Annotated in this window: 23 protein-coding genes; 3 read left to right on the top strand and 20 right to left on the bottom strand. The window is 64.6% G+C overall.

Annotated elements, in window-relative coordinates; all coding sequences use genetic code 11:
- Nucleotides 1-16: 16 nt before the first annotated feature.
- From U5798_RS10655 to rfbB, 12 genes are all read right to left on the bottom strand, one after another.
- A complete protein-coding gene (locus tag U5798_RS10655) occupies nucleotides 17-1168 on the bottom strand; it encodes a glycosyltransferase family 1 protein (protein ID WP_322082016.1) in 1152 nt (383 codons plus the stop codon).
- The gene (locus U5798_RS10650) at nucleotides 1165-2082 is read right to left on the bottom strand and encodes an NAD-dependent epimerase/dehydratase family protein (RefSeq protein ID WP_322082015.1); all 918 of its coding nucleotides are present in this window, start codon (nucleotides 2080-2082) and stop codon (nucleotides 1165-1167) included. The genes U5798_RS10655 and U5798_RS10650 overlap by 4 nt, the downstream gene beginning before the upstream one ends.
- Nucleotides 2060-3094 (bottom strand): GDP-mannose 4,6-dehydratase, encoded by a 1035-nt coding sequence (gene gmd, locus U5798_RS10645; RefSeq protein ID WP_174919555.1) that lies wholly within the window; start codon nucleotides 3092-3094, stop codon nucleotides 2060-2062. Before gmd ends, U5798_RS10650 begins: the two co-directional genes overlap by 23 nt.
- A gap of 15 nt (nucleotides 3095-3109) precedes the next feature.
- Nucleotides 3110-6820: a glycosyltransferase gene (locus U5798_RS10640; protein WP_322082014.1), complete on the bottom strand. Its 3711-nt coding sequence runs from the start codon at nucleotides 6818-6820 to the stop codon at nucleotides 3110-3112.
- The gene (locus U5798_RS10635; protein WP_322082013.1) at nucleotides 6820-8310 is read right to left on the bottom strand and encodes a class I SAM-dependent methyltransferase; all 1491 of its coding nucleotides are present in this window, start codon (nucleotides 8308-8310) and stop codon (nucleotides 6820-6822) included. The genes U5798_RS10640 and U5798_RS10635 overlap by 1 nt, the downstream gene beginning before the upstream one ends.
- Nucleotides 8277-9497, bottom strand: coding sequence for an ABC transporter ATP-binding protein (locus U5798_RS10630; RefSeq protein ID WP_322082012.1), 1221 nt, complete (start codon nucleotides 9495-9497; stop codon nucleotides 8277-8279). Before U5798_RS10630 ends, U5798_RS10635 begins: the two co-directional genes overlap by 34 nt.
- Entirely contained in the window at nucleotides 9497-10291 is a 795-nt protein-coding gene (locus tag U5798_RS10625; RefSeq protein WP_322082011.1) for an ABC transporter permease, read from the bottom strand. Before U5798_RS10625 ends, U5798_RS10630 begins: the two co-directional genes overlap by 1 nt.
- Nucleotides 10291-11739, bottom strand: coding sequence for a mannose-1-phosphate guanylyltransferase/mannose-6-phosphate isomerase (locus U5798_RS10620; RefSeq protein ID WP_322082010.1), 1449 nt, complete (start codon nucleotides 11737-11739; stop codon nucleotides 10291-10293). Before U5798_RS10620 ends, U5798_RS10625 begins: the two co-directional genes overlap by 1 nt.
- A 383-nt stretch (nucleotides 11740-12122) precedes the next feature.
- Nucleotides 12123-13022 carry a dTDP-4-dehydrorhamnose reductase gene (rfbD, locus tag U5798_RS10615; RefSeq protein ID WP_322082009.1) on the bottom strand — a complete coding sequence of 300 codons (900 nt, stop codon included), beginning with the start codon at nucleotides 13020-13022 and terminating at the stop codon, nucleotides 12123-12125.
- Nucleotides 13015-13566: a dTDP-4-dehydrorhamnose 3,5-epimerase gene (rfbC, locus tag U5798_RS10610; protein ID WP_322082008.1), complete on the bottom strand. Its 552-nt coding sequence runs from the start codon at nucleotides 13564-13566 to the stop codon at nucleotides 13015-13017. Before rfbC ends, rfbD begins: the two co-directional genes overlap by 8 nt.
- Nucleotides 13551-14444 (bottom strand): glucose-1-phosphate thymidylyltransferase RfbA, encoded by an 894-nt coding sequence (rfbA, locus tag U5798_RS10605; protein ID WP_322082007.1) that lies wholly within the window; start codon nucleotides 14442-14444, stop codon nucleotides 13551-13553. Before rfbA ends, rfbC begins: the two co-directional genes overlap by 16 nt.
- Nucleotides 14445-14455: 11 nt before the next feature.
- Nucleotides 14456-15517, bottom strand: coding sequence for a dTDP-glucose 4,6-dehydratase (rfbB, locus tag U5798_RS10600; RefSeq protein ID WP_322082006.1), 1062 nt, complete (start codon nucleotides 15515-15517; stop codon nucleotides 14456-14458).
- A 343-nt stretch (nucleotides 15518-15860) separates the two neighbouring features.
- On the opposite strand from rfbB, the gene U5798_RS10595 reads away from it, so the two are divergent.
- Nucleotides 15861-16697, top strand: a complete 837-nt coding sequence (locus tag U5798_RS10595; RefSeq protein ID WP_322082005.1) for a symmetrical bis(5'-nucleosyl)-tetraphosphatase — start codon at nucleotides 15861-15863, stop codon at nucleotides 16695-16697.
- A 28-nt stretch (nucleotides 16698-16725) separates the two neighbouring features.
- Entirely contained in the window at nucleotides 16726-17793 is a 1068-nt protein-coding gene (locus tag U5798_RS10590; protein WP_322082004.1) for a glycosyltransferase, read from the top strand.
- Between the two features lie 18 nt (nucleotides 17794-17811).
- Here U5798_RS10590 and U5798_RS10585 read toward each other — a convergent pair whose 3' ends face one another.
- The 8 genes from U5798_RS10585 to U5798_RS10550 all read right to left on the bottom strand — a co-directional run bounded on the left by U5798_RS10585 (nucleotide 17812) and on the right by U5798_RS10550 (nucleotide 24415).
- Entirely contained in the window at nucleotides 17812-18669 is an 858-nt protein-coding gene (locus U5798_RS10585; protein ID WP_322082003.1) for a lysophospholipid acyltransferase family protein, read from the bottom strand.
- A 19-nt stretch (nucleotides 18670-18688) separates the two neighbouring features.
- The gene (locus U5798_RS10580; RefSeq protein ID WP_322082002.1) at nucleotides 18689-19975 is read right to left on the bottom strand and encodes a dihydroorotase; all 1287 of its coding nucleotides are present in this window, start codon (nucleotides 19973-19975) and stop codon (nucleotides 18689-18691) included.
- Nucleotides 19976-20027: 52 nt separating this feature from the next.
- On the bottom strand, nucleotides 20028-21059 hold the full coding sequence (locus U5798_RS10575) for an aspartate carbamoyltransferase catalytic subunit (RefSeq protein ID WP_006476735.1): 1032 nt from the start codon (nucleotides 21057-21059) through the stop codon (nucleotides 20028-20030).
- Nucleotides 21060-21132: 73 nt separating this feature from the next.
- Nucleotides 21133-21645, bottom strand: coding sequence for a bifunctional pyr operon transcriptional regulator/uracil phosphoribosyltransferase PyrR (pyrR, locus tag U5798_RS10570; RefSeq protein WP_322082001.1), 513 nt, complete (start codon nucleotides 21643-21645; stop codon nucleotides 21133-21135).
- Complete coding sequence (gene ruvX, locus U5798_RS10565; RefSeq protein ID WP_011351144.1) at nucleotides 21632-22081, bottom strand: Holliday junction resolvase RuvX; 450 nt, start codon at nucleotides 22079-22081, stop codon at nucleotides 21632-21634. Before ruvX ends, pyrR begins: the two co-directional genes overlap by 14 nt.
- On the bottom strand, nucleotides 22078-22656 hold the full coding sequence (locus tag U5798_RS10560) for a YqgE/AlgH family protein (protein ID WP_006491354.1): 579 nt from the start codon (nucleotides 22654-22656) through the stop codon (nucleotides 22078-22080). Before U5798_RS10560 ends, ruvX begins: the two co-directional genes overlap by 4 nt.
- Nucleotides 22657-22838: 182 nt before the next feature.
- Complete coding sequence (locus tag U5798_RS10555; protein ID WP_322082000.1) at nucleotides 22839-24140, bottom strand: hypothetical protein; 1302 nt, start codon at nucleotides 24138-24140, stop codon at nucleotides 22839-22841.
- 104 nt (nucleotides 24141-24244) lie between these two features.
- Complete coding sequence (locus U5798_RS10550) at nucleotides 24245-24415, bottom strand: rubredoxin (protein ID WP_004186709.1); 171 nt, start codon at nucleotides 24413-24415, stop codon at nucleotides 24245-24247.
- Nucleotides 24416-24668: 253 nt separating this feature from the next.
- Between U5798_RS10550 and U5798_RS10545 the strand changes: the two genes are divergently transcribed.
- Nucleotides 24669-25532, top strand: a complete 864-nt coding sequence (locus U5798_RS10545) for a hydroxymethylpyrimidine/phosphomethylpyrimidine kinase (RefSeq protein WP_322081999.1) — start codon at nucleotides 24669-24671, stop codon at nucleotides 25530-25532.
- Nucleotides 25533-25559: the final 27 nt, after the last annotated feature.

The raw sequence follows: 25559 nt of genomic DNA, 5'->3' as shown, positions 1-25559 counted from the left end.
CCCGATGCAAATTGATTCATGAACGACGTGTCGCGCCCAGGACAGTTTCGTAGACGGCCAACGTCTTCTGTGCACAGGCCGGCCAGTTCAGCGCGCGTGCCCGCGTCAGGCCAGCCTCGCGAAGCGCGTCTGCCTTGCCCGGCTGCTCGACGATCATTCGCATGCCGTCCGCGATTTCGTCGATACGGAGCGGATCGACCAGGATCGCCGCGTGGCCCGCGACTTCGGGTACGGACGTCGTGTTCGACGCCACGACCGGCAGCCCCGACGCGAAGGCTTCCACGACCGGCAATCCGAAGCCCTCGCACAGCGATGCAAATACCAGCGCGCTCGCCGACTGCATCAGCGCGCGCACGTCGTGGTCAGGCAGATACTGGAGCCAGCGAACGCTGCCGTCCCCTTCTGCGCGCAGACGCGCGACGAGATGCTCGCAGCCCCAGCCGGCCCGACCGACGATCACCAGCGGTATGCCGCGGCGCAGATCGGCTGGCAAGCTCGCGTGAGCATCGAGCACTCGCTCGAGGTTCTTCCGCGGCTGCAGGGTTCCGACGCACAGAAAAAATTGCGCCGGCAAGCCGAGACGCTTCAATACCTCGTCACGCCCGATCCGGTCGATCCGTTCAAAGAAACGCGGATGCACCCCCAGCGGAACAACGGAGATTCGCTCCGGCGCGATACCAAAATGTTCGACGATTTCCTGCTTCGAATAATCGGAGATCGTAATCACATGATCGGCCCAGGTTCCCGAGCGGCGCAGCAGCCAACGGCGCAGCGCCGCCAGCCGGATCGTCGTCCACTCAGGATGCGACAGCGGAATCGCATCCATCAGCGTTGCGATGACCGGCGTCGCGGATAGCTTCGGAATCAGGTGATCGGTCGCATGAAAGACGTCGACGTGTTCCGCGCGCAGCGCTTTCTCGTCGACGGCCGTCCACGACGTCACCGCGCCCAGCACCGTCGCAACCTCATGCCGGCCGAGATTCACCGATGGCCGGGCACCCGGAAACACGTCGTCGCCGGCAACTGCACCGAAGCCGGCAGGAACCAGGTCGACCCCGCCCTGCGCCAGCAACGCGCGCCCCAGTTCGCGCGTATACGATCCAATGCCGTCGACACCGCCATGCGCACTGCTGCGGGCCAGTGCGGTCGTGCCGAATCCAACCTTCACCCGCGCCCTCCGCCAAACATCCAGCGCAGCGTGCTTTCCAGCGGAATGTCCTCGAGCGGCCCGACAGCGGCCTGCAGACGCGAGCCATCGCCCTGCAATCGGCGCACTTCATTCGCGCGCACGAAGGCCGGATTGACGCGTACCTCGATCGTGTAGCCGGCGATCTGCTCCATCATTGCGATCACCGCCTTCAGCGATGTCGCCCGGCCGGAACAGACATTGAATACGCCACCTGCCGGTGCGAGCTGCAACAGGCGTCGATACGCATCAATCACCCGTCGCACGTCGGAAAAATCGCGCTCGACATCGATGTTGCCGAGTTCGATCACGCGCTCGCCGCGCTGGAAATGGCCGACGATCTTCGGCAGCAGGAACTGCGGCGACTGACCGACACCCGTGTAGTTGAACGGACGTGCAACGACGATCGGCAGCTTGTCGTGCCACAGGCGCGCCATGTACTCCATCGCCAGCTTGCTGACCGCATAGTCGTTCGCCGGATTCGGTTCGACCGTTTCGTCGATGATCTCGACCGCCGCGTTGCCGTAGATGTTGGCGCTGCTGGCCAGCAGAACCGCCTTCGGGCGACTCTCCAAGCTCGCGAGCGCTTCCAGCAGGTTGCGCGTGCCGACCACGTTGGTGCGATACATCGCGTCTGCGTCACCGTGCGCAACGAACGCGATCGCGGCAAGATGCGCGACCACGTCCGGCTGCACGTCGGCGACGACCTTCGCGAGTTCCGCGCGGTCGCACAGGTCCACCCGATACATGTCAGGCCCGGTCGCCTCGGCGCCGTGCGCGGTACCGAACACGCGATAGCCGGCGGCTCGCAGCGACTGCGCGAGGTAGTCGCCCGTAAAGCCGCCGAGCCCCGTGACCAGCGCGCGCGGCGCGTCAGAACGAGAAGCCGCGTTCATTGCGTCGCAGATCCGCTTCAACCATCATCGCGCACAGCTGCTCGAGCGTCGTCTTCGGTTCCCAGCCCAGCTTCTGCTTCGCCTTCTCCGGATTGCCGATCAGCAGATCGACTTCGGCCGGACGATGGAACTTCGGATTGACGCGAACCACCGTCTTGCCGGTTGCGACGTCAACGGCGATCTCGTTCGCGTCGCTGCCCTTGAACTCGAGATCCACACCGGTCGCCTTGAACGCCATGCGCACGAAGTCGCGCACGGTCTCGGTTCGGTTCGTGGCCAGCACGAACGTATCCGGCTCGTCGGCCTGAAGCATGCGCCACATGCCCTCGACATATTCCTTCGCGAAACCCCAGTCGCGCTTCGCATCCATGTTGCCCAGCTCGAGCACGTCGAGCTGGCCGAGCTTGATCTTGGCGACCGAGTCGGTGATCTTGCGCGTGACGAATTCGCGGCCACGCAGCGGCGACTCGTGATTGAACAGGATCCCGCTGCAGCCGAAGATGTCGTAGCTTTCGCGGTAGTTGACGGTGATCCAGTGCGCATACAGCTTCGCCACGCCGTACGGGCTGCGCGGGTAGAACGGCGTCGATTCGATCTGCGGAATCGCCTGCACCTTGCCGAACATTTCGGACGTGCTCGCCTGGTAGAAGCGAACCTTCGGATTGACGATGCGGATCGCTTCGAGCAGGTTCAGCGGACCAACGCCCGTGATCTCCGCGGTCGTGACCGGCTGGTCGAACGATACACCGACGAAGCTCTGCGCCGCGAGGTTGTAGACCTCGGTCGCACCGGTCGTCTGCAGCAGGCGGATGCTCGCCGACAGATCGGTCAGATCGTATTCAACCAGATGCAGGTTCGGATGCTTGGCGATGCCAAGCTCCTCGATACGCCAGAAGTTCACCGAGCTGGTACGGCGGTAGGTGCCGTAAACCGTGTAGCCCTTGTCGAGCAAGAGTTCGGCGAGATAGGCGCCGTCCTGGCCGGTGATGCCGGTGATGATGACTGTTTTCATAGTGATGCTCTTTCCTTACGAAAGTGATGCGCTTTTTGTAAAAAGCTTCGCCAAGTCGCGAGAACTTTGGGCCCAGGTCAAGAAAGGCATGCCTTCGGGTGAAGGTGCCTGCCCCTTGTTTTCAAGTTCCAGCCAGGCGTTGATTTCATCGGCCAGATCCTGGCCGGTCTCACTGGAGAAATAATAGGCATGATTCCCCGCGACTTCCCGGAATACGGGAATGTCCCGGGCAATGATGGGGATCCCGTGCTGGGCCGCCTCGATCAACGGCAGGCCGAAACCTTCGCCATACGAACCCGCGATCAGGCACGACGACGCGGCATAAACTGCTTCCAGGTATTCGTCGCTGATACTTTCCAACCAGAACAAGCGGCGGCCGAGCTCCCGATGCCCCTTGAGCCGCGGAATCAAATCTCCGACTAGCCACCCTTGCTTGCCCACCAGGACGAGATTGACCTGCCGACCTTCCTGCCAGAGCCGCTCGAATGCATCCAGGATCTGGGCATGCCCCTTGCGGGGTTCAAGCGTTCCGACCATCAGGAACGACGGAGATTTCTTGAGCGTCTCGAGCAAGCGCCCGGCATCGGCAGGGAGTCCCGATGTCGCGACGGAATTTTGAATATCCGCGCCCAGGTGGAACCAGTCAATCGCGAAGCGGGCGGCACGCTCGGGAGCATGCTGCGCCATCCAGCGGGCAAGATCGCCCGCAACGGCCTCCGAAATGCAGAACGCACCGTCGCTCTCCGCGACGACGTCCAGCCATTTGCCGAAATTCTCCGCCACGCCGGGCCCGAAATATTGGGGCAGGAAAATGCACAGCAGGTCGTACACGACAAACTTGACTTGCACGCCCTGGTGCCGAAGCTTCTGGTAAAACGCCCGCTGCGCAGGCACGAGTTCCGGCGCAAGGTCCAGACCGAGAAACAGGTCGCCCTGCCCATAATCGACAGGCGCGTCATGCAGCCACGCGTCTTCGAAACCCATCAGCTTGGCCGTAAAACGACGGGCGTAGGTATACGATTGTGCCGCCGTCGCATAAACCGGTTCCACCCTGAACCCGACGGGGGGATGTTCCAGCCACTCCTTGACCAGACTCCGCACCACGCGCTGAATGCCGCTCTTTGCATCGTGCTGAACGAGTTCGGAGATATCGACCAGTAGTTGCCGCTTGGCATTGCGCGGGACGACGTTCCGGGCCATGGCCACCGCAGCCTGCTGCAACTGGTTGTCCTCGGCCACTCCTGCCTCGTCGACGATCGCACGCGCCAGGATCGCGGGATGAGCCAATCCGGCAACGTGGAAGCGCTCGATCGCATCCCGATACTGTTCCGCACACAGAGCCGGAGCATGGCGGCTCACGATGAGCTGCCGCGCAGTACGCCCCAGTTTCGTCCGCAACTCGGTATCGCTGCGCAAGGTCTCCAGCGCCTCGACAAGCTGCTCCTCGGTAAATGCGTCCGGTAGCTTCCACACGGCGTCATCGTCGAGATCGGCCATGCTGCCATTGGCGTTGACGATGACGGCCTTGCCGTAATTCATGCAATCCAGCACGGTGCCGGACGTCTCGCCTCTGGACAAGGTCCGCAACTGTACGCCGACATCGGCGGCGGCAAGATACTGACGGAAAACCGAGATGTCCGCCCAGCCGGTGATCCGGACGTTGACGTTCGAACCGAGTTCTCGGATCAGGCGCGACACTTCCTGCCCGTATTGCCCCGGGTTGTTCTCGCCGACAAAAACCAGATGACAGGTCGCGTCTTTCGCCAGACGGGACGCTGCCCAGGCCTTCAGCAGTTGAAGGTTCAGCTTCATCGGCCCCAGCAACCCGAAGGCGCAGACCAGATAATCGCTTTCCGCAATACCCAGCGCCGCACGCGCAGCAGCCCTGTCGAGGTCGACATCATTGGCGCGCATATGCGGAATCTCGACCCAGTCGTCGACGTTGCCGCCATACCAGCGCATGGCCTGGCGCTTCGAATTCGCGGAGTGGACGATCAGGCCGAGGCTCTTCTGAATCACCTCGAGGCTGCACGGGTACTTCCAGACGATATCTGCGGGATCCGCTTGTTGATGGCGTTCGGCCAGACTGGCGTAGCCATGGTTCTCGTACAGCGCCTGCGACAAGCCGCCGGGCAGCCATCCCTGACCGTCCATTTCCGCCACGATGCCCGACAGGAAAAAGTCGTGCAGGACCACCACGCCCGGCACGACATCCAGAAGCGGGAACATGTAGCGATGGAAGGACGAATTGCCAAAGTGATAGACCACTCGGTCATACAGGTCGGCATTGTCCAGAAACCACTGAGGAGATCTCACCGTTACGCCGTCGAACCGTGGATTCCCTGCGGTATCGGGGTCGACGATGACATCGATATCGTAGAAATGCGCAAGCTCGGGCAGCAGTTCGGCACTGTAGTCCGCGATGCCGGTACGAGCCGGCGGCAGCGGCGAAACATAGGCGAGCTTCGGGCGCCGCGACTCGGGGCGAGGCGCCGGCTGCTTGTCCCGAGCATGCCACTGCTCCATGGCGGCAACGGTGCGGCGTGCACTTTCGTCCCACGAAAACCGGCGCGACTGTTCTTTCCCGTGCCGCATCAGCGCTTCGCGGAACGCGTCGTCGGTCAGGCCGCGCCGAATCGCAGCGGCGATCGCTGCGTCGGAATGCGGATCGAACAATGCGTCGTCCCAACCGATAACTTCCGGCAAACTGGAGGTATTGGCGCCAATGACGGGAGCCCCGCAGCGCATCGCCTCCAGTGCGGGCAAACCGAAGCCCTCGTGCCACGACGGGAAGACGAACAACGTGCACAGGTTGTAGAAATACAGCAGATCCTCGTCCGGAACGAACCCGGTCAGCACCACTTCGCCCTGGCTTAGGCCGTGTTGCTGCGCCAGACGCTCGAGTTCCTGCCGATTCGCAGGCTGCACCGAACACACGATCGCCAGTTGGTGATCGCGCCGTACCGCTTCCGGCAAAAGTGCATAGGCCCGAATCAGGCCTTCGACGTTCTTGCGGTGATCGATACCGCCCGTGTACAGGACGAACGGTTTCGTCAACCCATATTGCTTTCGTAACGCCGCCTCACGTTCCGGAGAGACGTCGATGGACTGGAATGCATCGTCCGCATCGGTGCCGATGTTGATCGAGCAGTCCGCGGGCAACCCCAGATGTTTGATACCTTCCTGACGCGAGGACTCCGAAATACCCAGCCACAAATCAGCGCGACGCAGATGCTCGATCTTCTCCAGATACCAGGATTTGATAACCGGATTGTTCAGATACGGATCGGGGTTGATGTATGGAATCAAGTCGTACAGCGTGACCGCGACCGGGATATCGTGCTGCAGGCGATGTACGCTCGTGACCGCATCATCGCCGAGCCCTTCGAACAGACTCGTGACATAGATGAAATCCGGCTTCAACGAGCACAGGAAGGACTCGAATCCCAGTTCCGCAGCATGCCGCCGCCAATCGTTGGATTTCTCGACGTGCGCCACGGGCGCGGCAGCATGCCAGACCCGAATGTTTTCGAGTGGCAGCACGTGGGAAAACGCCTCGCGAATGGGCTCGATGGTCTCGGGGAACAGGTCGCTCAACGCCAGAAAAATTTCATGCTCGCCGCGATTCCGCACCAACCCTTTCGCAATCGCGTGCGTGTAACGGCCGATGCCTCGATTGCGAGAACCGGTGCTCTGCGCACCCTGCATATCGATGACGATCCGCATCAGACCCCCTCCTTCTTGCTGTAGCTCTTCGCTGCAAAAGCCAATGCAGCATGGATTTGTTGCGCGCGCGGACTCAGGCTTTCCGGCGGCACATCAGGTCGCGGATGATAGGGGCGCACGGTCCCTGAGACAACGGGGATCAGGCGTTGCTTGAGGCCGGGAAATCGATTAAGCACGGAAACGGCGAACCGCCTGAACGAAGGGTGCTGCTCGCCGAAGCTTGCAGCCCGCCGAATCAGACGCTTCAGTCCGGTCTTGAAAACCGTCTTCCCCTGTCCCCTCAGCACAAGGGCTACGGCGCGCAGCGGGCGGGTAATTCTCCACGACGTGCTGTGATACATCGCATGCAATTGCGCGTTCGCCTGATGCATCAAGGCCTCGGCCTGTTCAAGCCGCGCCTGCAGTTCGCGCACCTGGCGCTCGAGATGCTGGCGTTCCCCGTCGACCAGCTGGCTCCGCTCTTCGACCAGTTGGCTCCGCTCTTCGACCAACTGGCTGCGTGCATCGGCAAGCTGGCTCCGCTCGTCGACAAGCTGACGCCACTCGTCGGTCAGCCGATTTCGCTCCTCGAGGCGCTGATATCGCTCCTCCGCGGACGTCAACTGCTCCGACACCGTTTGCAGACGGTCAACCAGTTCGCTCCACCGCTCTGCGGATTGCCGCAACGCCTCCTCCGCACGTTCCACTCTCGCCTCGACATGAGATTGGCTCGAGGCAATCCGTGTTTCGTAGCGATCGGCAAGGACATCGATTGTCAGACCGTAATCAGCATCGAATGCCGCATCGAACGCGCCCTGCGTCGAATCGGCTGCCTTCTGCGCGACGATCGCGTAGTCGGGGCTCACGCTACCGAGGATGTTCAACAGGTGAACCTTCGTCTCTGCATCGTGTAGCGCCTCGGGTTCCTGCAGGCGCACCACCTTGACACGATCAAACCCGGCGTGTTCGGCAACGAACGAAAGCAGCAGCGGCGGCACCGGCTTCTGGTGCGACGGATCGATGTAGAAGTTGCACGTCGCCACCGCGATGTTTTCCGGATTGGGCGTCTCGAGAATGAGCAGACCACCGGGTTTCAACACGCGTAACGCTTCGCTCACGAGCGTCTTCAATTGCTCGAAGCTCACGTGTTCGACGACATGAAAAGCCGAGATCAACGCATGACTGCTCGATTCGAGCGTCGCGAGATGCTCGATCGCGTCGCCCTTCGATACCGGCAGATTTCGCTCACGGCATGCTTCGAGCATCTCATCGTCGAGATCCACGCCCGACGCGACAAAACCGGCTTCGATCATCAGCTCCAGCCACTCGCCGCGACCGCACCCGACGTCGAACGTCATCGCCCCCGGATGCAATGCCGCCAGCGGCTGAAAGAATGCCGCGTATTTCGTCAGCCTGCTTTTGATGAGATCTCGCGACCCGCGATGCCGGTCCTCGAACGCACGATAAAAACTGTCCACTACGGCAAACTCCTCACCGTCGTCGGCAGCCACGCCACACCGACGAAGTCATCCATCTTTATGTTGACGACGTTGAACACCAGCGCGTGATCGCGCCACTGATAGTTATTTGCAAGATGCGCATCGCCCGTATGCAGTGCCACGGCGACCGAGTAGCTGCCCACACCGATATTCGCCAGGAATTCGAAACGCAATTCCACCGTCTGACCTTCGGCGAGATCGACCAGCACCTGCTTGAGGTGATAAGTGTTCGTTCCGAACACCGTCTGCCCAAGCCGATCCTTGATCATGTATCCGACGACCAGCTCGGGAATCGCCTTCACGCACTTGACCTTGACGCGCAAAGCGACGGGCTGCGCAACGCCAATGACCTCGACCGGCTGGCCGGACTGGTCGAGCAACGTGACCTCGTCGATCAGCGCCTCGCCGGTGCCCGAAATGGTCTGCACAGCGCCACTGTCCAGCTTCTCCTGCCTGACACCGCCGTTCTCGCGATCGGCCAGCATCGCGTTGTAGAAATCCATGACCGCCTCGGGCGGCCCTTCCATCTCCAGCCGTCCGGCATTCAGCAGGATCGCGCGATCGCAAATGGCCTGAATCGCGGCCTTATCGTGCGCGACGATCAACAACGTCGTGCCCTGCCTGCCGAACTCGCGGATGCGATCAAAACTCTTGTGCTGAAAATAGGCGTCGCCGACCGACAACGCCTCGTCGACGATCAGCACGTCGGGCCGGCGGGCCGTCGCGACACTGAACGCGAGACGCATCTGCATGCCGCTTGAATACACACGCACCGGCTGATCGATGTATTCGCCAATTTCGGCAAACGCTTCGATTTCCGGCATCATCGCGGTGAGCTCGTCGACGGTATAGCCCAGCAATTGGCCGGCCATCATCACGTTCTGACGCCCGGTGAAATCCGGATGAAACCCCATCCCGAGTTCTAGCAGTGCGGCCACGCGCCCGGTCATCGTCACGCTGCCGATGGTCGGCTGCGTGGTTCCGACGATCATTTTCAGCAGCGTGCTCTTGCCCGCGCCGTTGATGCCGATGATGCCGAGCGCCTCGCCCGCTTGCACCGAGAAATTCAAGTCGCGCAGCACCCAATGAAGCTTGTGATGCTCCTTGCGACGCGGGTCCATCCACTCGACGAGACGGGACCAGCGCGTTGGATACTGCTTGTAGGCCTTGCCCAGATTGGTAACGGTAATGGTGCCCATCAAAGTTCATCCACCATTTCGCCCGCATGTTTGCGGAACAGGCCCAGGCCAAAAAGACACAGGCCGACGCCCAGCAAGGCCGGCAGCCAAAGCGTCTGCCAGTCGGGCCATACGCGCTGCACCAGCACGACCTGGAACGCCTGGATCACCGGTGCCATCGGATTGAAACGCATCGCGGACTTCACGGTCTCCGGCAGGATGTTGACCGAATAGACGATCGGCGTCAGCCAGAACCAGAAGTTCAGCACGATCCCGAAGAACTGCCCGACATCGCGGAAAAATACGTTCAGCACACCCAGCGTGACACCGAGACCGATCGCGAACAACGTCATCACCAGCAGCACCGGAAAAACCGCGAGGTACGAAATGCCGGGAAAATTACCGCTGATCAGCAGGAACGCCGTGAACAGCGCGAACACGATCGCGAAACCGACCAGCGCATTGGCGACCACGATCACCGGCAGGCACAACCGAGGAAAGCTCAGCTTCTTCAGCAGGTTCGCATTGTCGATAAAGGCAGTCTGTCCGCGACTGACGACTTCCACGAACATGCCCCACGGCAGCACACCCGCGCACAGATGAACGCTGTACGCGAAAGTGCTGTCCACGCCCGGCAACCGGGCATGCATGACCCGCGAGAAAATCACCGTATAGACGACGATCATCGCGAGCGGGTTGAGGACAGTCCATGCCGCGCCCAGCAGGGAATTACGGTACTTGGACTGAAATTCCCGCTTGACGCTTCCCAGAATGAAGCCGCGATAGGCCCAAAGGGCTCTCAACATGCCCAGCATCAAGCCCGCCCGTAGACATCTTGGAAACGAACGATGTCGTCTTCACCCAGGTATTCGCCGCTTTGCACCTCGATCATCACGAGGTCCAGCACGCCCGGATTCTCGAGGCGATGCTTGTGGCCGGCAGGAATATAGGTGGATTCGTTGGTCCGGACGAAGATTTCCTGATCCCCGTTGACGACCTTCGCCATCCCGCTCACGACGATCCAGTGCTCGCTGCGGTGATGGTGCATCTGCAGGCTCAGGCTCCCGCCCGGCTTCACTTCGATGCGCTTGATCTTGAACCGCGGCCCTTCTTCCAGGACCGTATAGGTGCCCCACGGGCGGCTCACCGTGCGATGCAGCTTGTACGCGTCGTGATTGCGTTTCTTCAGACGTGCGACGACCTGCTTCACATCCTGCGCACGGTCGGGATGCGCGACCAGCAATGCGTCGGGCGTATCGATGATCATCAGGTCGGCCACGCCGACCGACGCCACCACGCGATCCTGCGTCTGCACGTACATGTTGCGGCTGTCGACAAAAATCGCGTCGCCGACGGCCCGGTTGCTGTCCTCGTCCGGCTCGACCAGGTCACGCACCGCGCCCCACGAACCGATGTCGCTCCAGCCGAAGCTCGAAGGCACCACCGCCACGTTCGACGAGCGCTCCATCACCGCATAGTCGATCGAGATGTCGGGCATTTTCTCGAATGCCTCGGCAGGAATCTCGAGCATCTGCGTCGACGCCTTGTTCGCTTCCTGCACAGCTGCCCAGCACGATTCCGCGGCAGCGGCGACGTCCGGCGCATGACGCGCCATCTCGTCGAGAATGACGCCGGCCTTGAAACAGAACATGCCCGAGTTCCACAGGTAGTTGCCGGCGGCCAGGTACTCGGCCGCCTTCGCAGCATCCGGCTTCTCGACGAAGCGCAGCGCTGCACGGCCGGCACCGACCGGTTCCCCGGCCTCGATGTAGCCGAAGCCGGTATCCGGGCTCGTCGGCACGATGCCGAACGTCACCAGCCGGCCCTGCTCCGCCAGTTCGGCCGCGCTCGCGACCGCGGCCACGAAGCCTTTCTGGTCCTGCACCAGGTGATCGGCCGCCAGTACCAGCATCAGCGCATCGCGCCCGTACTTTTCGGCAACATGATGCGCCGCCATCGCCACGGCGGGCGCGGTGTTTCGGCCGGCCGGCTCGAGCATGAATACGCCAGGGCGCTGCTCTCCGAGCGCTGCGCCGACGAATTCGTCCTTGCTCATGAAGTAGTAGTCGCGATTGGTGACCGTCAGCAATTCTCCGCACGGCACATCCTCACCGCCGCTTACCACCGCGGCGGCGCGACGATAGGTTTTCAGCAGCAGACTCTCGCCATCGGCGAGCTTCATGAACGGTTTGGGATGCCCTTCGCGAGAAACGGGCCAAAGTCGCGTACCGGCACCACCGGACAGGATGACGGGGATTAACATCACATTCACTCCAGATTTAGTATTCGCTGGCGAAGCCAACGCCTTCGCCACTTACATCCATACACCCGCCGGCGTGGTTGCCAGCCGGTCATGCCAGACTCGGCCGGAACAGAATTATAGCCGGCGCCAATCCCCCGAAAACGACCGTCACCCCGGAACGGCCGCCAGAAAAGGCCCGAAGACGCTTGCCGCGCAACCATCCGGCCCCACATCGGTCCCGATCGGCATCCAATCGTTACCGAACGGTCACCTCAACGTGGCCGAATGCGCAGGACCGGTCGTCGTCAAGCCGGCCAGCGCCCGTCCACCTGCGATCGATCCGACACGACCGCCATTCGGGTCTGCGCCCGCTCGACGGTCGCACGCATGCGGGCAGACCGAGATCATTCGCCCAGACACAGCGCCAGCGCCTCGCGCCAGTCCGGCATGTGCAGCCCAAACGTCGCACTCAGCTTGTCCAGCGCCAATCTCGAATTCGCGGGCCGCTGCGCCGGCGTCGGATACTCGCTCGCCGCGATCGGCTCGACCTGCGGCGCAGGCGCCACCTTCGCGGTCGCGAAGATGGCTTCGGCAAAGCCGCACCACGAGGTCGCGCCAGCCGACGTGAGGTGGTACACACCGGAGCGGCTTGCCCACCAGTCGGTGTCGCTCGACGCCGCGCCCTGCGCGACGATATGCGCCGTGGCGGCCGCGATGGTCCTCGCCCAGGTCGGCGCACCGACCTGGTCCGCGACGATCCGCAACGCCGGCCGCTCGGCCCCCAGCTTCAGCATCGTCAGCAGGAAATTCCGGCCGTGACGGCCATACACCCAGCTCGTTCGCAGGATCAGGTGCGCACATCCCGTCGCCGCGATCGCCCGTTCGCCGTCGAGCTTCGTCGCGCCGTAGACGTTCAAGGGATTCGTCGCGTCGGTTTCCTCGTACGCACCCGCTTTCGTGCCGTCGAACACGTAGTCGGTCGAGTAGTGAACCAGCGCGCCGCCGCTGCGCGCCATTTCCTCGGCGAAGACGCGTGGCACGTCGGCGTTCAGCCGACGCGCGACATCGACGTCGTTCTCGGCCTGGTCCACCGCCGTATAGGCGGCTGGGTTGACGATCAGCGACGGCTTCACGTCACGCACGAATGCGCGCACGCGATCGGTATCGGACAGGTCGAGCGTCGCCCGATCGCACGGCACCACGCGGCCGAGCCCCTGCAGCGTCCGCAGCAGTTCGAAGCCGACCTGTCCGTTCACACCCGTTACGAGGATCGTCGGCACGGCGTTCAGGTCGCTTTTACGCATAGACGTCGGACTCGCTCAGACGCTTGCCTGCCGCGTCCTTCGGCGCCAGGACCGGTTCACCGTCGATCGGCCAGGCGATGCCGATCTCCGCATCGTTCCAGACGATGCTGCGCTCGTGCTCGGGAAACCAGTAGTCGGTGGTCTTGTAAAGGAATTGCGCGGCCTCCGACAGCACGATGAAACCGTGCGCGAAACCCGGCGGCACCCAAAGCTGACGATGGTTGTCCGCCGACAGGACCACGCCGACCCACTTGCCGAAATGCGGCGAGCTGCGGCGAATATCCACCGCGACGTCGAACACCTCGCCCTCGATCACGCGCACGAGCTTGCCCTGCGCATGCTCGATCTGGTAGTGCAGCCCACGCAGCACACCCTTGGTCGACCGCGAATGGTTATCCTGAACGAATTCGACGTCGGATCCAACGCCTTGCGAGAATTCGCGTGCGTTGAAGCTCTCGTAAAAATAGCCGCGCGCGTCACCGAAGACCTTCGGTTCGATGAGCTTGACGTCGGGCAGCACCGTTGACGTTACGTGGATTGCCATGCGACCTGATGGGTGAGTAGGTTCCGGAGATACTGCCCGTAGGCATTCTTCGCGAGCGGCTGTGCCAGTTTCAGCACCTGCTCCGCGTCGATCCAGTTGCGGCGATACGCGATCTCTTCAGGACACGCAACCACGAGCCCCTGACGCTTCTGCAGCGTCGCGATGAACGTCGCGGCCTCGATCAGGGAATCGTGCGTGCCGGTATCGAGCCACGCGTAGCCACGCCCCATGATCTCGACGTTCAACGCGCCGTCCGCGAGATACCGCGAATTGACGTCGGTGATTTCCAGTTCGCCTCGTGCCGAGGGCCTGATGTCTGCCGCGATGTCGCACACGCGGTTGTCATAGAAGTACAGCCCCGTGACCGCATACTGAGAACGCGGTTTCGCGGGCTTCTCCTCGATCGACAGCGCGCGGAAGTTCCCGTCGAACTCCACCACGCCGTAACGCTCTGGGTCGTGCACGTGATAGGCGAACACGGTCGCGCCTGCATCGCGCTCGTTCGCGCGCTCGAGCTGCTTCGCGAGATCGTGCCCGTAGAAAATGTTGTCGCCGAGGATGAGCGCCGACGGATCGTTGCCGACGAAGTCCCGGCCGATGACGAACGCTTGCGCGAGCCCGTCCGGTGACGGCTGCGTCGCATACTCGATATGCATCCCCCACTGGCTGCCGTCGCCGAGCATCGACGCGAAGCGCGGTGTGTCCTGCGGTGTCGAGATGATCAGCACGTCCCGGATGCCCGCGATCATCAGCGTCGACAGCGGATAATAGATCATCGGCTTGTCGTACACCGGCAGCAATTGCTTCGAGACCGCGTGCGTGATCGGATAGAGCCGCGTGCCTGAGCCGCCGGCGAGAATGATGCCCTTGCGTGTCATCGCCGCTCCTGTCAAACGCGCTCTGCGTAGTTGGTCTCGACCCACTTGCGGTATTCACCCGATGCCACCTCGTCGGACCACGCCTGGTTGTCGAGATACCAGGATACCGTCTTCGCGAGGCCGGTCGCGAACGTCTCGGCCGGTTTCCAGCCGAGCTCGCGCTCGAGTTTGCGCGCGTCGATCGCGTAACGGCGATCGTGCCCCGGACGATCCTTCACGTATGCAATCTGATCGCGATACGAACCTTGCGCCCTGGGCCGCGCGCTGTCGAGCAGATCGCACAGCGTATGCACGACGTCGAGGTTCGTCATTTCGTTCCAGCCGCCGACGTTGTAGGTCTCGCCCGGCACGCCGCGCGCGAGCACTTCGCGGATCGCGCTGCAGTGATCGCCGACGTACAGCCAGTCGCGCACGTTCTGACCATCGCCGTAGACGGGTAAAGGCTTGCCGGCGAGCGCATTGGCAATCATCAGCGGAATGAGCTTTTCGGGGAACTGGTAGGGCCCGTAGTTGTTCGAGCAATTGGTCGTGAGCGTCGGCAGACCGTATGTATGGTGGTACGCGCGCACTAGGTGATCGGAGCCCGCCTTCGTCGCCGAGTACGGGCTGTTGGGCGCATACGGTGTCGTTTCGGAGAACTGTGGATCGGCCGGGGACAGCGAACCGAACACTTCGTCGGTCGACACGTGCAGGAACCGGAAGCCGGCTTGCTCCACCTCGGGCAACGCACTCCAGTACTGACGCGCGGCTTCGAGCAGCGTAAAGGTACCGACCACGTTCGTCTGAACAAACTCGGCCGGACCGTGAATCGAGCGATCGACGTGACTTTCCGCTGCGAAATGCAGGATCGCGCGCGGCCGATGGGCGGCCAACAGCGTATCGAGTGCCGCGCGATCGCAGATGTCGACGCGAGCGAATACGTGCTTCGGGCTTCCGTTCAACGATTGCAGCGTACGAAGGTTGCCTGCGTAGGTAAGCTTGTCGACGTTGAGCACGGCCTCGTCGGATTGACGCAGCCAGTCGATTACGAAATTGGCGCCGATAAAACCCGCGCCGCCCGTCACCAGAATCATGAGGCTCCCTTTAGTCATACATGGCGTGCCTCAAGCAAGAGCCGCCACGAACTGCGAACGCGACGTCACCGTGCGCGTCCCCCCAAGGCGGGCATTCTAACTGCTGACCTTAACCGCCAAAGTCATGAAATGCTAATTTTGTTGAGGAGCGGCCAATTATAAGAAGCGGCTTCGGTCAAAAGCCATGCCGCTAACAACTTGAAACAGTCCGTCGGACCCTCTGCCGCCCAAAAATCCGCATTCAAATCAATACGTTAAAATTGCTCCGATTACGCGCGAAGTTGCCCGCAAGCGATCGCACCCTTTTTTGATCAGCACCCGGATTCGTCACAACTTGCCTCTCATGACCCGCACCCCCATCGCCATCGGCGACATCCAAGGCTGTCATTCCGCTTTCCAGTCGCTGCTCGAAAAGCTTGCGGCTCCCGCCGACGCCCCGCTGTGGATCGCCGGCGACGTCGTCAACCGCGGGCCAGGTTCCCTCGCCGCGCTGCGCGCGCTCGTCGACCTCGGCCCGCGCGCGACCGTCGTGCTCGGCAACCACGACCTTCACCTGCTCTCGGTGTCCGCCGGGCTGCGTACCGAACGCCCTGGCGACACGATCGGCGAGATCCTCGACGCGCCGGATGCCGACGCGCTGCTCGACTGGGTCCGCCGTCGCCCGTTCGTGCACGCGGAGCACGGGATGCTGCTCGTGCATGCGGGTTTGCTGCCTCAATGGGACGCCACGCTCGTGCTCGAACTCGCCGACGAACTCCAGCGCGCGCTGCGCGCGCCCGACTGGCGCGACACGCTGCAAGGCCTGTACGGCAACGAGCCGAATCAATGGAGTCCGAACCTGAAAAAACGCGACCGGATGCGCGTCGCATTCAACGCGTTCACGCGCGTGCGCTTCTGCACACCCGACGGCGCAATGGAATTCAAGGCGAACGGCGGCCCCGACAGCGCGCCGCCCGGCTACCTGCCATGGTTCGACGTGCCGGGGCGCCGTACGGAAGACGTGACGGTCGTGTTCGGACACTGGGCCGCACTCGGCCTGATGCTGCGCGACAACGTCGTCGCACTCGATTCGGGATGTGTATGGGGGAACCAGTTGTCGGCCGTGCGGCTGACCGCCGATCCGGCCCAGCGCACGGTTACACAGGTGGAGTGCGAAGCGTGCGGCACACCGGGCGAATGAGCGCCGGCCATCGCACAACACGGCGTGAATGTTCCGCACCTCGACTTCACGCGGAAAATTCCGGACAGTACGGGATATCCGCACACCGAGGACATCAATGAGCAGCCTGCCACCCGACTTTTCCGCCGAAGCCTATCTGCAGTTGCATCTCGACGTACGCGCCGCGGGTGTGGACCCGGTGCAGCACTATCTCGAGCACGGTCAACGCGAAGGCCGCCGGTACCTACCGGCAACGTTCAACTTCCGGGAAGCGCTGCCCGGCGAACCCGGATTCCAGCCGCTGCCGCTGATCGTCATTTCGTACAACCGGGGCGCGATGCTCCGACGCGTCATCGCATCGTACCGGCAGCAGCGCGTGCCCGTGGAGATTGCCGTCCACGATAACGGCAGCAATGATCCGGACACGCTGCGCGTGCTCGACGAACTCGAGCACGACGGGATCCGCGTGTTCAGGCGAGCCCCCATTTCAGATGCCAACGAACTGAATCTCGTCGATGAAACCGTGTCGGCAGTGTTTTCGTCCCGGGAGCCGGGCCCGTACATCGTGACGGACTGCGACATCGACCTCGCTGCATCGAGCCCAGACGCAATCGCGGTCTATCTCGAGTTGCTGAATGCGTTTCCGGACATCGAATGTGCCGGGCCGATGCTGAAAATCGACGACATCCGCAAGAGCTACCCGCTGTTCGGGCGCGTGATGAACCGCCATATCAGCCAATTCTGGCACCAGCGTCCCGAAATCGGCACAATCGGCAGCCGGGAGATCGCGTACCTGCGCGCGCCGATCGACACGACCTTTGCCGTACATCGCACGGCACAGCCATTCCGGCGCCTAAAGTTGGGCATGCGCGTCTATACGCCGTTCGACGGTCGCCATCTCGACTGGTATCCGCACGAGCAGCAGAACAACGACCACCCCGCGTCGGACGTCTACCAGCGCGCATCGTCACCAGAGATTTCTCACTGGGACAATCGCGCCTACCTGAGCGCGTATTCGTCGGAACAACCGGAATACGACGACTATGTCGTCGTCAGGCAGCACGCATCAGGGGCCCTCGAGATCGACACGCGGCACATCGCCGACCATCTCGACTGACCACCCCCGAGCGGCACGTCACCCTTCCCGCCCCGGCACCGGCTCATCGGCCGCCGCATCACCCGCCGCCCCACCACCGAGTTCGGTCGCCGGATACGCATGCTTCTGCAGTTCCGCGAGCGACTCGGCCGACGGCTTGCCGACTTTTTCCTGCAGCGTCGCCAGCGAGGCCGCGATCGCGTCGCGCGCCGCCGCGGACGTCGCCCGCCGGTCGCCGCCCGGCGCGATCGGATCGCACACGTACAGATGCGCGACGAGCGGGCCGCCGCGCAGCACCATGTCGAGCGACTTGCCGAGCGACAGCTCGCCCGTGTAGGCCGGTGCGACCGACTGCCGCCGCTGCGCATCCTCGTACATCAGGCAGATCGGCTGCACCGCGCAGCCGGCCGATACCGCCGACTGGAACAGGTTCGCATGAAACGGCAGCAGCTCCTGGCCGTCGGACGTCGTCCCTTCCGGAAACACGCACATCAGCCCGCCGTTGCGCAGGCGCTCGGCCATCTCGTGCATGATCCGCATCGCCTCGGTGCGCTTCTCGCGCTGCAGGAACACGGTGTCGAGCTTCTCGGCAAGCCAGCCGACGACCGGCCACTGCCGCACCTCGGCCTTCGACACGAACGGCGTCGGCCGCCACGCGTTGACCGCGTAGATGTCGAGCCACGACACGTGGTTGCCGACGACGAGCGCGCTCGCGTCGAGGCGTGCGCCGTCGTTATGGACGACGAGGCGCATCCCGCAGATTCGCAGCATCTTGAGCGACCAGCGGCGTATCAGCTCGGCGCGCCGCGCGGGCGTGACGTGCGAAAAACGCAGCGCGACGATCGCCATGCCGCGCAACAGGTGAAAGACGAGACGCAGCTTGCGAAGGGCAGTCATGGCGAGGGTCCGGCGTGGTTCAGTGGCGCTCGAACGCGACCTGCCCGGCCACGAGCGTCGCGCGCACGGTAGCCGGCAGTTCGTAGCCGAGGAACGGCGAGTTGTGGCCCTGGCTCTTCAGCGCACGCGGCTCGACGCGCCAGTGCGCGCGCGGGTCGAACACGCACAGGTCGGCCGCGCCGCCTTCGGTGAGGCGGCCTGCCGGCAACTGCAGCACATCGGCCGGCGCGGATGTGATGCGGCGCAGCGCCTGCGCGAGCGGCGTACGCGTCTCGTCCGCCCACTTCAGCGTCAGCGACAGCAACAGCTCGAGCCCCGTCGCGCCGGGCGTCGCTTCGCCGAACGGCAGCAGCTTCTCGTCGTCGTCGACCGGCGTGTGGTCGGAGCAGATCGCATCGATCGTGCCGTCGGCGAGCGCCACGCGGATCGCTTCGCGGTCGCGCTCGCTGCGCAGCGGCGGATCGAGCCGGAACTGCGAATCGAAGTAGCCGATGTCGACGTCGATCAGATGCAGATGGTTCACGCCGACGTCGCAGGTCACGGGCAGCCCTTCGGCCTTCGCCTCGCGCACGAGCGCAAGGCCGGCCGCCGACGACAACCGTGCGAGGTGCACGCGCGCGCCCGTCACGCGCATCAGTTCGAAGATCGTGTGCAGCGCGATCGTCTCGGCCGCGACCGGCACGCCGGACAGCCCGAGCCGCGACGCGAGCGCCCCGCTCGCGGCCACGCCGCCGCGGCCGATGAACGCGTCGAGCGGACGCAGCCACGTCGTATAGCCGTAAGTGCTCGCGTACTGCAGCGCGCGCAGCAGCACCTGCGTGTCGCGCACCGGCACGTTCGCATGCGTGAAGCCGACGCAGCCGGACTCGGTCAGCGCGACCATCTCCGTGATCACTTCACCCTTGAGGCCGACCGTCAACGCGCCGAGCGGATGCACGTTCGCCTGGTGCAGGTTGCGCGCGCGGAACTTGAGCATCTCGACGAGGCCCGGCTCGTCGAGCACGGGGTCGGTATCCGGCGGGCACACGAGCGTCGTGACGCCGCCCGCGACGGCCGCGGCCATCTCGGATGCGAGCGTCGCCTTGTGTTCGTAGCCGGGCTCGCGCAGCCGCGCGCACAGGTCGACGAGGCCGGGCGCGACGATCAGGCCCGACGCGTCGATGGTCTTCGCGGCGTTGAAATCGGCCGGCGCCTTGCCGTCCTCGGCGATCGCGGCGATCTTGCCTGCCGCGACGAATACGTCGGCCTGCCGCTCGGTGCCGGCGACCGGATCGATCAGCGTGCCACCTTTGATATGAATCTTCATGCGCTGTCTGTGAATGCGTTGATTGCGTGAATGAGGAGGCGCGAAAGCGGGCTCAATCGCTGTTGCCGGCGACGATGCCCATCACCGCCATCCGCACGGCGATGCCGAACGTGACCTGGTTGAGGATCACCGACTGCGGGCCGTCGGCGACCTGCGAATCGATCTCGACGCCGCGGTTCATCGGGCCCGGGTGCATCACGATCGCGTCGGGCGCGGCGAGCGCGAGGCGCTCGGGCGTCAGGCCCCACGTCTTGAAATACTCCTGCGCGGACGGCAGCAGCGCGCCGCTCATCCGCTCGTTCTGCAAGCGCAGCATGATGATCACGTCGACGCCCTTCAGCCCTTCGTCGAGGTTGTGGAACACCTTCACGCCCATCTGCTCGAGCCCGCCCGGCAGCAGCGTGCGCGGGCCAATCGCGCGCACTTCCGGCACGCCGAGCGTGGTGAGCGCGTGGATGTCGGAGCGCGCGACGCGCGAATGCAGGATGTCGCCGACGATTGCCACGCGCAGCTTCGTGAAGTCGCGCTTGTAGTGACGGATCGTGTACATGTCGAGCAGGCCCTGCGTCGGGTGCGCATGGCGGCCGTCGCCGGCGTTGATCACGTGCACGTGCGGCGCGCAGTGCTCGGCGATCAGGTACGGCGCGCCGCTCGACGCATGGCGCACGACGAACAGGTCGGCATGCATCGCCGACAGGTTGTTGATCGTGTCGAGCAGCGACTCGCCCTTGCTCGTCGACGACGCATTGATGTTCAGGTTCAGCACGTCGGCCGACAGGCGCGTCGCGGCGATCTCGAAGGTCGTGCGCGTGCGCGTCGAGTTCTCGAAGAACAGGTTGAAGACGGACTTGCCGCGCAGCAGCGGCACCTTCTTCACTTCACGGTCCGTCACGCTGACGAACTGCTCGGCCGTATCGAGGATATGGTTGACGATCGAGCGCGGCAGGCCCTCTATCGACAGCAGGTGCTTCAGCTCGCCGTTTTTCGTGAGCTGCGGGTTGCCCTTCAGGAAACCGTAGCGGAACCGGTCGGGGCTCGCGGCCGCAGCGGGATTGCCGGTGCGGCCAGTGGTGTCGGTGGTCATGGTGTGCGTGATTCCAACTATGCAAACGGGCCGCGGTGCAAACCAGCGGCCCGGGATACGGTTCGCGTGTCGTTCAGGCGCCGTGCGTGTCGACGCGCAGCGTGAACTGCGCGTCGTCGCGCGCGAGCACGAGCGTCGCGCCGGCCGGCACGTCGAGCGTGCCGCCCGCGAAGCGTGCGGCGACCGGCAGCTCGCGGCCGCCGCGATCGGCCAGCACCGCGAGCTCGACCGCGGCCGGACGGCCGTAGTCGAACAGTTCGTTGAGCGCCGCGCGCACGGTGCGCCCGGTGTACAGCACGTCGTCGACGAGCACGATGCGCGCGCCGTCGACGTCGAACGGCAGCGACGTCGGGCTGGCCTGGCTGTGCAGCCCCTTCTTCGCGTAGTCGTCGCGATGCAGCGCGACGTTCACGACGCCGAACGCCGGTGCACCGAGGTCGCGCGCGAGGCGCTCGGCCAGCCATGCGCCGCCGCTGTGAATGCCGGCGAGCCGCGGGCCGCCCGGTTCGGCGAACGCCGTGCCGTACGCGGCGCGGATCTGGTCGAGCAGGACGCGGTAAAGCGCCTCGGCATCAATGGTGCTCATGGTCGGACAATTGATCGAGATACTGTTGAAGGATGACGCGTGCGGCCTCGGCATCGAGCATCTCCGCGCGTGCGCGGCCGCGCACGTTGCGCTCGCGCAGCCCGGCCTCGGCCTCGACCGACGAATAGCGCTCGTCGACCCACGTGACGGGCAGCCCGAAGCGGCCGTTCAGCTGGTTGCCGAAGCGCTTCGCCTGCTGCGTCATGTCGTGCGGCGTGCCGTCCGGATGCATCGGCAAGCCGACGACGAGCGCGTCCGGCCGCCATTCGGCCAGCAGGTCGCCGACCGCCTTGAAGCGGTGTTCGCGGTTCAGGTTCTGGATCACGACGAGCGCACGGGCCGAGCGCGTCAGCGCGTTGCCGACCGCGACGCCGATCCGTTTTTCGCCGTAGTCGAACGCCAGGAGCGTCGCATCGCGCGCGCTCGCGCCACTCATGCGTGCCCTGCTTCGCCGGACAGCATCGACGAGCTGACGCCCAGCAGGCCGAGTGCGGCTTCGAAGCGCTCTTCGGCCGGCGTGTCGAACACGATGCGCGGATCGGCGGCCACCGTCAGCCAGCCGTTGCGGGAAATTTCTTCCTCGAGCTGCCCTGCGCCCCAGCCGGCATGGCCGAGCGTCAGCAGGAAGCGCTTCGGGCCGGTGCCCGTCGCGACCGCCTCGAGCACGTCCTTCGACGTCGTCATCTCCAGCCCGCCGTCGACGGACATCGACGAGTTGTAGCTCGCGCCTTCCACCGGCTCGTGCAGCACGAAGCCGCGCTCGGTCTGGACCGGGCCGCCGAAGTACACGGGAATGTGCAGCAGCGGCTCGATGTCGAGCTTCAGGTCGATACGGTTGAACAGCGATTCGAGATCGATGTCGGTAGGACGATTGATGACGAGGCCGAGCGCACCGCGCTCGCTGTGATCGCAAAGATAGACCACCGTTCCCGAGAACGTCGGATCGGCCATGTTGGGCATGGCGATCAGGAACTGGTTGGTGAGATTGATGCGATCGGAAGGCTTTGACATGGTTTGAATTTTAGCAAAGACGCCGCGACCTGACCGGGCCGCGATCAACAAGCAACGCCGCGCCACGCTGGCAACGGCGCGCGCGGATCACACGGCACTCTAACACGCGCGCGGGCGCTGTCGGCAGCGTGTTGCTGCCCCGCGCGGCAAGGGGCGCCGCCAGGTGTCCGTCCCCTTGTCCGTCAGGTCCGGCCGAGCGCCGTGCCGAGCGCTTCGGACGCCGCGGTGAGGTCCGGCGGCGCAACGCCGGCCGCGATCTTCAGCAACGCCGCGCGCAGCATGTCGGACGCGTGGCCCTGCGCATCGAGGCCGCCGTCGGCGAGCGGCACGCCGTGGGCGGCACGGCGCCACGCGAGGCCGAGGGTGTCGGCCAGCAGCGCCGCGTGGCCGAGCCCGAGCGCGCACGCGGCCGTGCCGACCCGGTAGGCGGCGCCGGATGCGTGCCAGGCAGCGCCTGCGTCGGCCCTGGCCGGGTCGGCCGCGAGATCGGCCATCGACGCATCGGCCGTTTGCAGGAAATCCTCATAGGCATGCGCGTTGACGGTCACGACGCCGAGCGCGCGGGTCGGCGCGACGGCAACCGCATCGTGCTCGGCCCGCGCGGCGTCGGCTTCCCACAACGCCTCGGACGCCGGCGTGCCGGCGACGTGCCAGTCGACCGTCAGCCCGTAGTCGTGCAGCATGTCGACGAACGCGACGTCCTCGGCCGCAGCGCCGAACAGCGCGAAATCGCGCCACAGCAGCGCCACCGTTTCGCGCACGAGCTCGGGCGGCGCGCTGCGTCGGCCCTGCGCATGCTCGCCGAGCAGCAGGTTGGTCCGTGCGAGAAAGCGTTTCAGCTCGGGCGCGCCGCTTGCGCGCAGCGCGCGCAGGCACGCGTTCGCGAGCCGCCAGAAATCGTACGGCCCGTCGTCGGTGAGCGCGACCTGCATCGCATCGAGCTCGTCCAGCGCCGCGTCTGGCGCGCCGTGCTCCGGGCGCAGCACGGCGAGCAGCGCCTGCTCGTAGCGGGCGCGGATCCGGGCCGCGAGCGCGTCGGGCAGCGCGCGCAGCGTGGCCGGCGGCACCGCACGGCCGACGAGCGCGAGCGCATCGAGCGGCGCGCTGGCGCGCAGGTCGGCGGCGCATTGCGCGCGCAATGCACGGAAATGGTCGAGGAGAACGGGCGAGCAGGCGAGCTCGCGCAGGTTGTGGCGCCCGACGGCCGCGCGGAAATCGCGCAGCGCGGCACGCCAGCCGGCCGAAGTCGGCTCGGCGGCGACCAGCGGCGCGGCGGCCGCCAGTTGCCCGGCGAACCGCGCGGCCGGCAGCCAGCCGGCTTCCGCCAGCACGGCCGCGGCAGCAGACAGCGGCGCAGCCGCATCGTCGTGGCGCTCGAATGCGTCGGCAGCCGCCGCAAGCCATGCATCGGCCGCGCGCACGGCGCCGCCACGCGGGTTGGGCAGTGCGTCAGGGAGGGGAACGTTCGCCGGATCGGACGTCATGGACACGCGCGCCTGTCATCGTCAAGTCGCTCGCGCAAACCGCGGCGCGCGAGCGCCGGGCCGGTGCGAGGCCTGAGCGGGGTGTCCGTGGGCCAGCGGTCCGGTCAGATCTGGACCATCTCGAAGTCTTCCTTGCGGGCGCCGCATTCGGGGCACGTCCAGTTGATCGGGACGTCTTCCCAGCGCGTGCCCGGGGCAATGCCCTCTTCCGGCAGCCCGGCTTCTTCGTCATAAATCCAGCCACAAATCAGGCACATCCAGCTCTTGTATTCCATCTTAGCCGCGTCGGGAAAAGTCGGTAAATTCGGGAGCCATGATGGTACCGTGTCGGGGCCGGACTGCCTAGCAATCGCGCTGGAGGACGGCGACTACGTTGCGCTGCGCTAAAAAATCCGTCGTGCGGGCCGGATTCCACCGCATAATGGCTGAAAAGTGCGGCCTGCCGGGCAACACAGGGCCGAAAACGGCCACTCGCCTCGCCGTCCGCATCTCCGTCGCTTTCCCGTTTTTCTCTTGCCCCATTTTTACATGTCCAGCAACGCCCCTCCGATCGTCCTCACCTTCGGCCTGTCCGATCCCACCGGCGGCTCCGGCCTCCAAGCCGATCTGATGACCCTGGCGAGCATGGGCTGTCACGGCGTGTCCGTCCTGACGGGCTACACCGTGCGCGACTCGGCCGCCTGCGAAGAAGTGACCGGCCTCGACCCCGACGTCGTCGCCGCCCAGGCGCGCATGCTGCTCGAAGACATGCCGGTTGCCGCGTTCAAGATCGGCGCGGCGACGCGCGCGGAAGTCGTCAGCGCGATCGCGGAGGTCGTCGCCGACTACGACGGCGTGCCGCTCGTGCTCGCGCCGGATTTCACGCTCGACGACGAGCACGTGCTCGCGGCCGACGACCTGCGCGAATCGATCGCCGACCTGCTGGCGCCGCAAACCACGCTGCTGGTGGCCGATCACGCGACACTGATCGCGCTCGCGCAGCCGGACGGCGACGCCGAGGCGCCGAATCTCGATGCGGCCGTGTCGCACCTGCTGTCGCAGGGTTGCGAGTACATCCTGTCGTCGGAGACGGGTTCGCACCGGCTCGTCAACACGCTGTACGGCGAGGAAGGCCAGCTTCGCGAAGACATGTGGGATCGCTCGCCGCACCGGCTGATGGGCATCACCGACACGCTCGGCGCAGCCATCGCGGCGCTGCTCGCGAACGGCCAGGAGCCGCCCGAGGCGGTTCGCGAGGCGCAGGAATACCTGTACCAGGCCGTGCGCGACGCGTTCCGGCCCGGCATGGGCGCGTACCTGCCCGACCGGTTTTTCTGGGCGCGCAGCAATGAAGACAATGAGCGTCCGATGTCGGAAGGAAGCAAGAGCTCGCCGAGAATCGCTCGGCACTGAGCCAATGGACAGGCACTCGACCGGTGC

It is taken from the genome of Burkholderia sp. BCC1972 (assembly GCF_905339605.1).
Taxonomy (GTDB): domain Bacteria; phylum Pseudomonadota; class Gammaproteobacteria; order Burkholderiales; family Burkholderiaceae; genus Burkholderia.
Note: the sequence above shows the minus strand (reverse complement) of the source record. Positions and strands in the feature narration are given on the sequence as shown.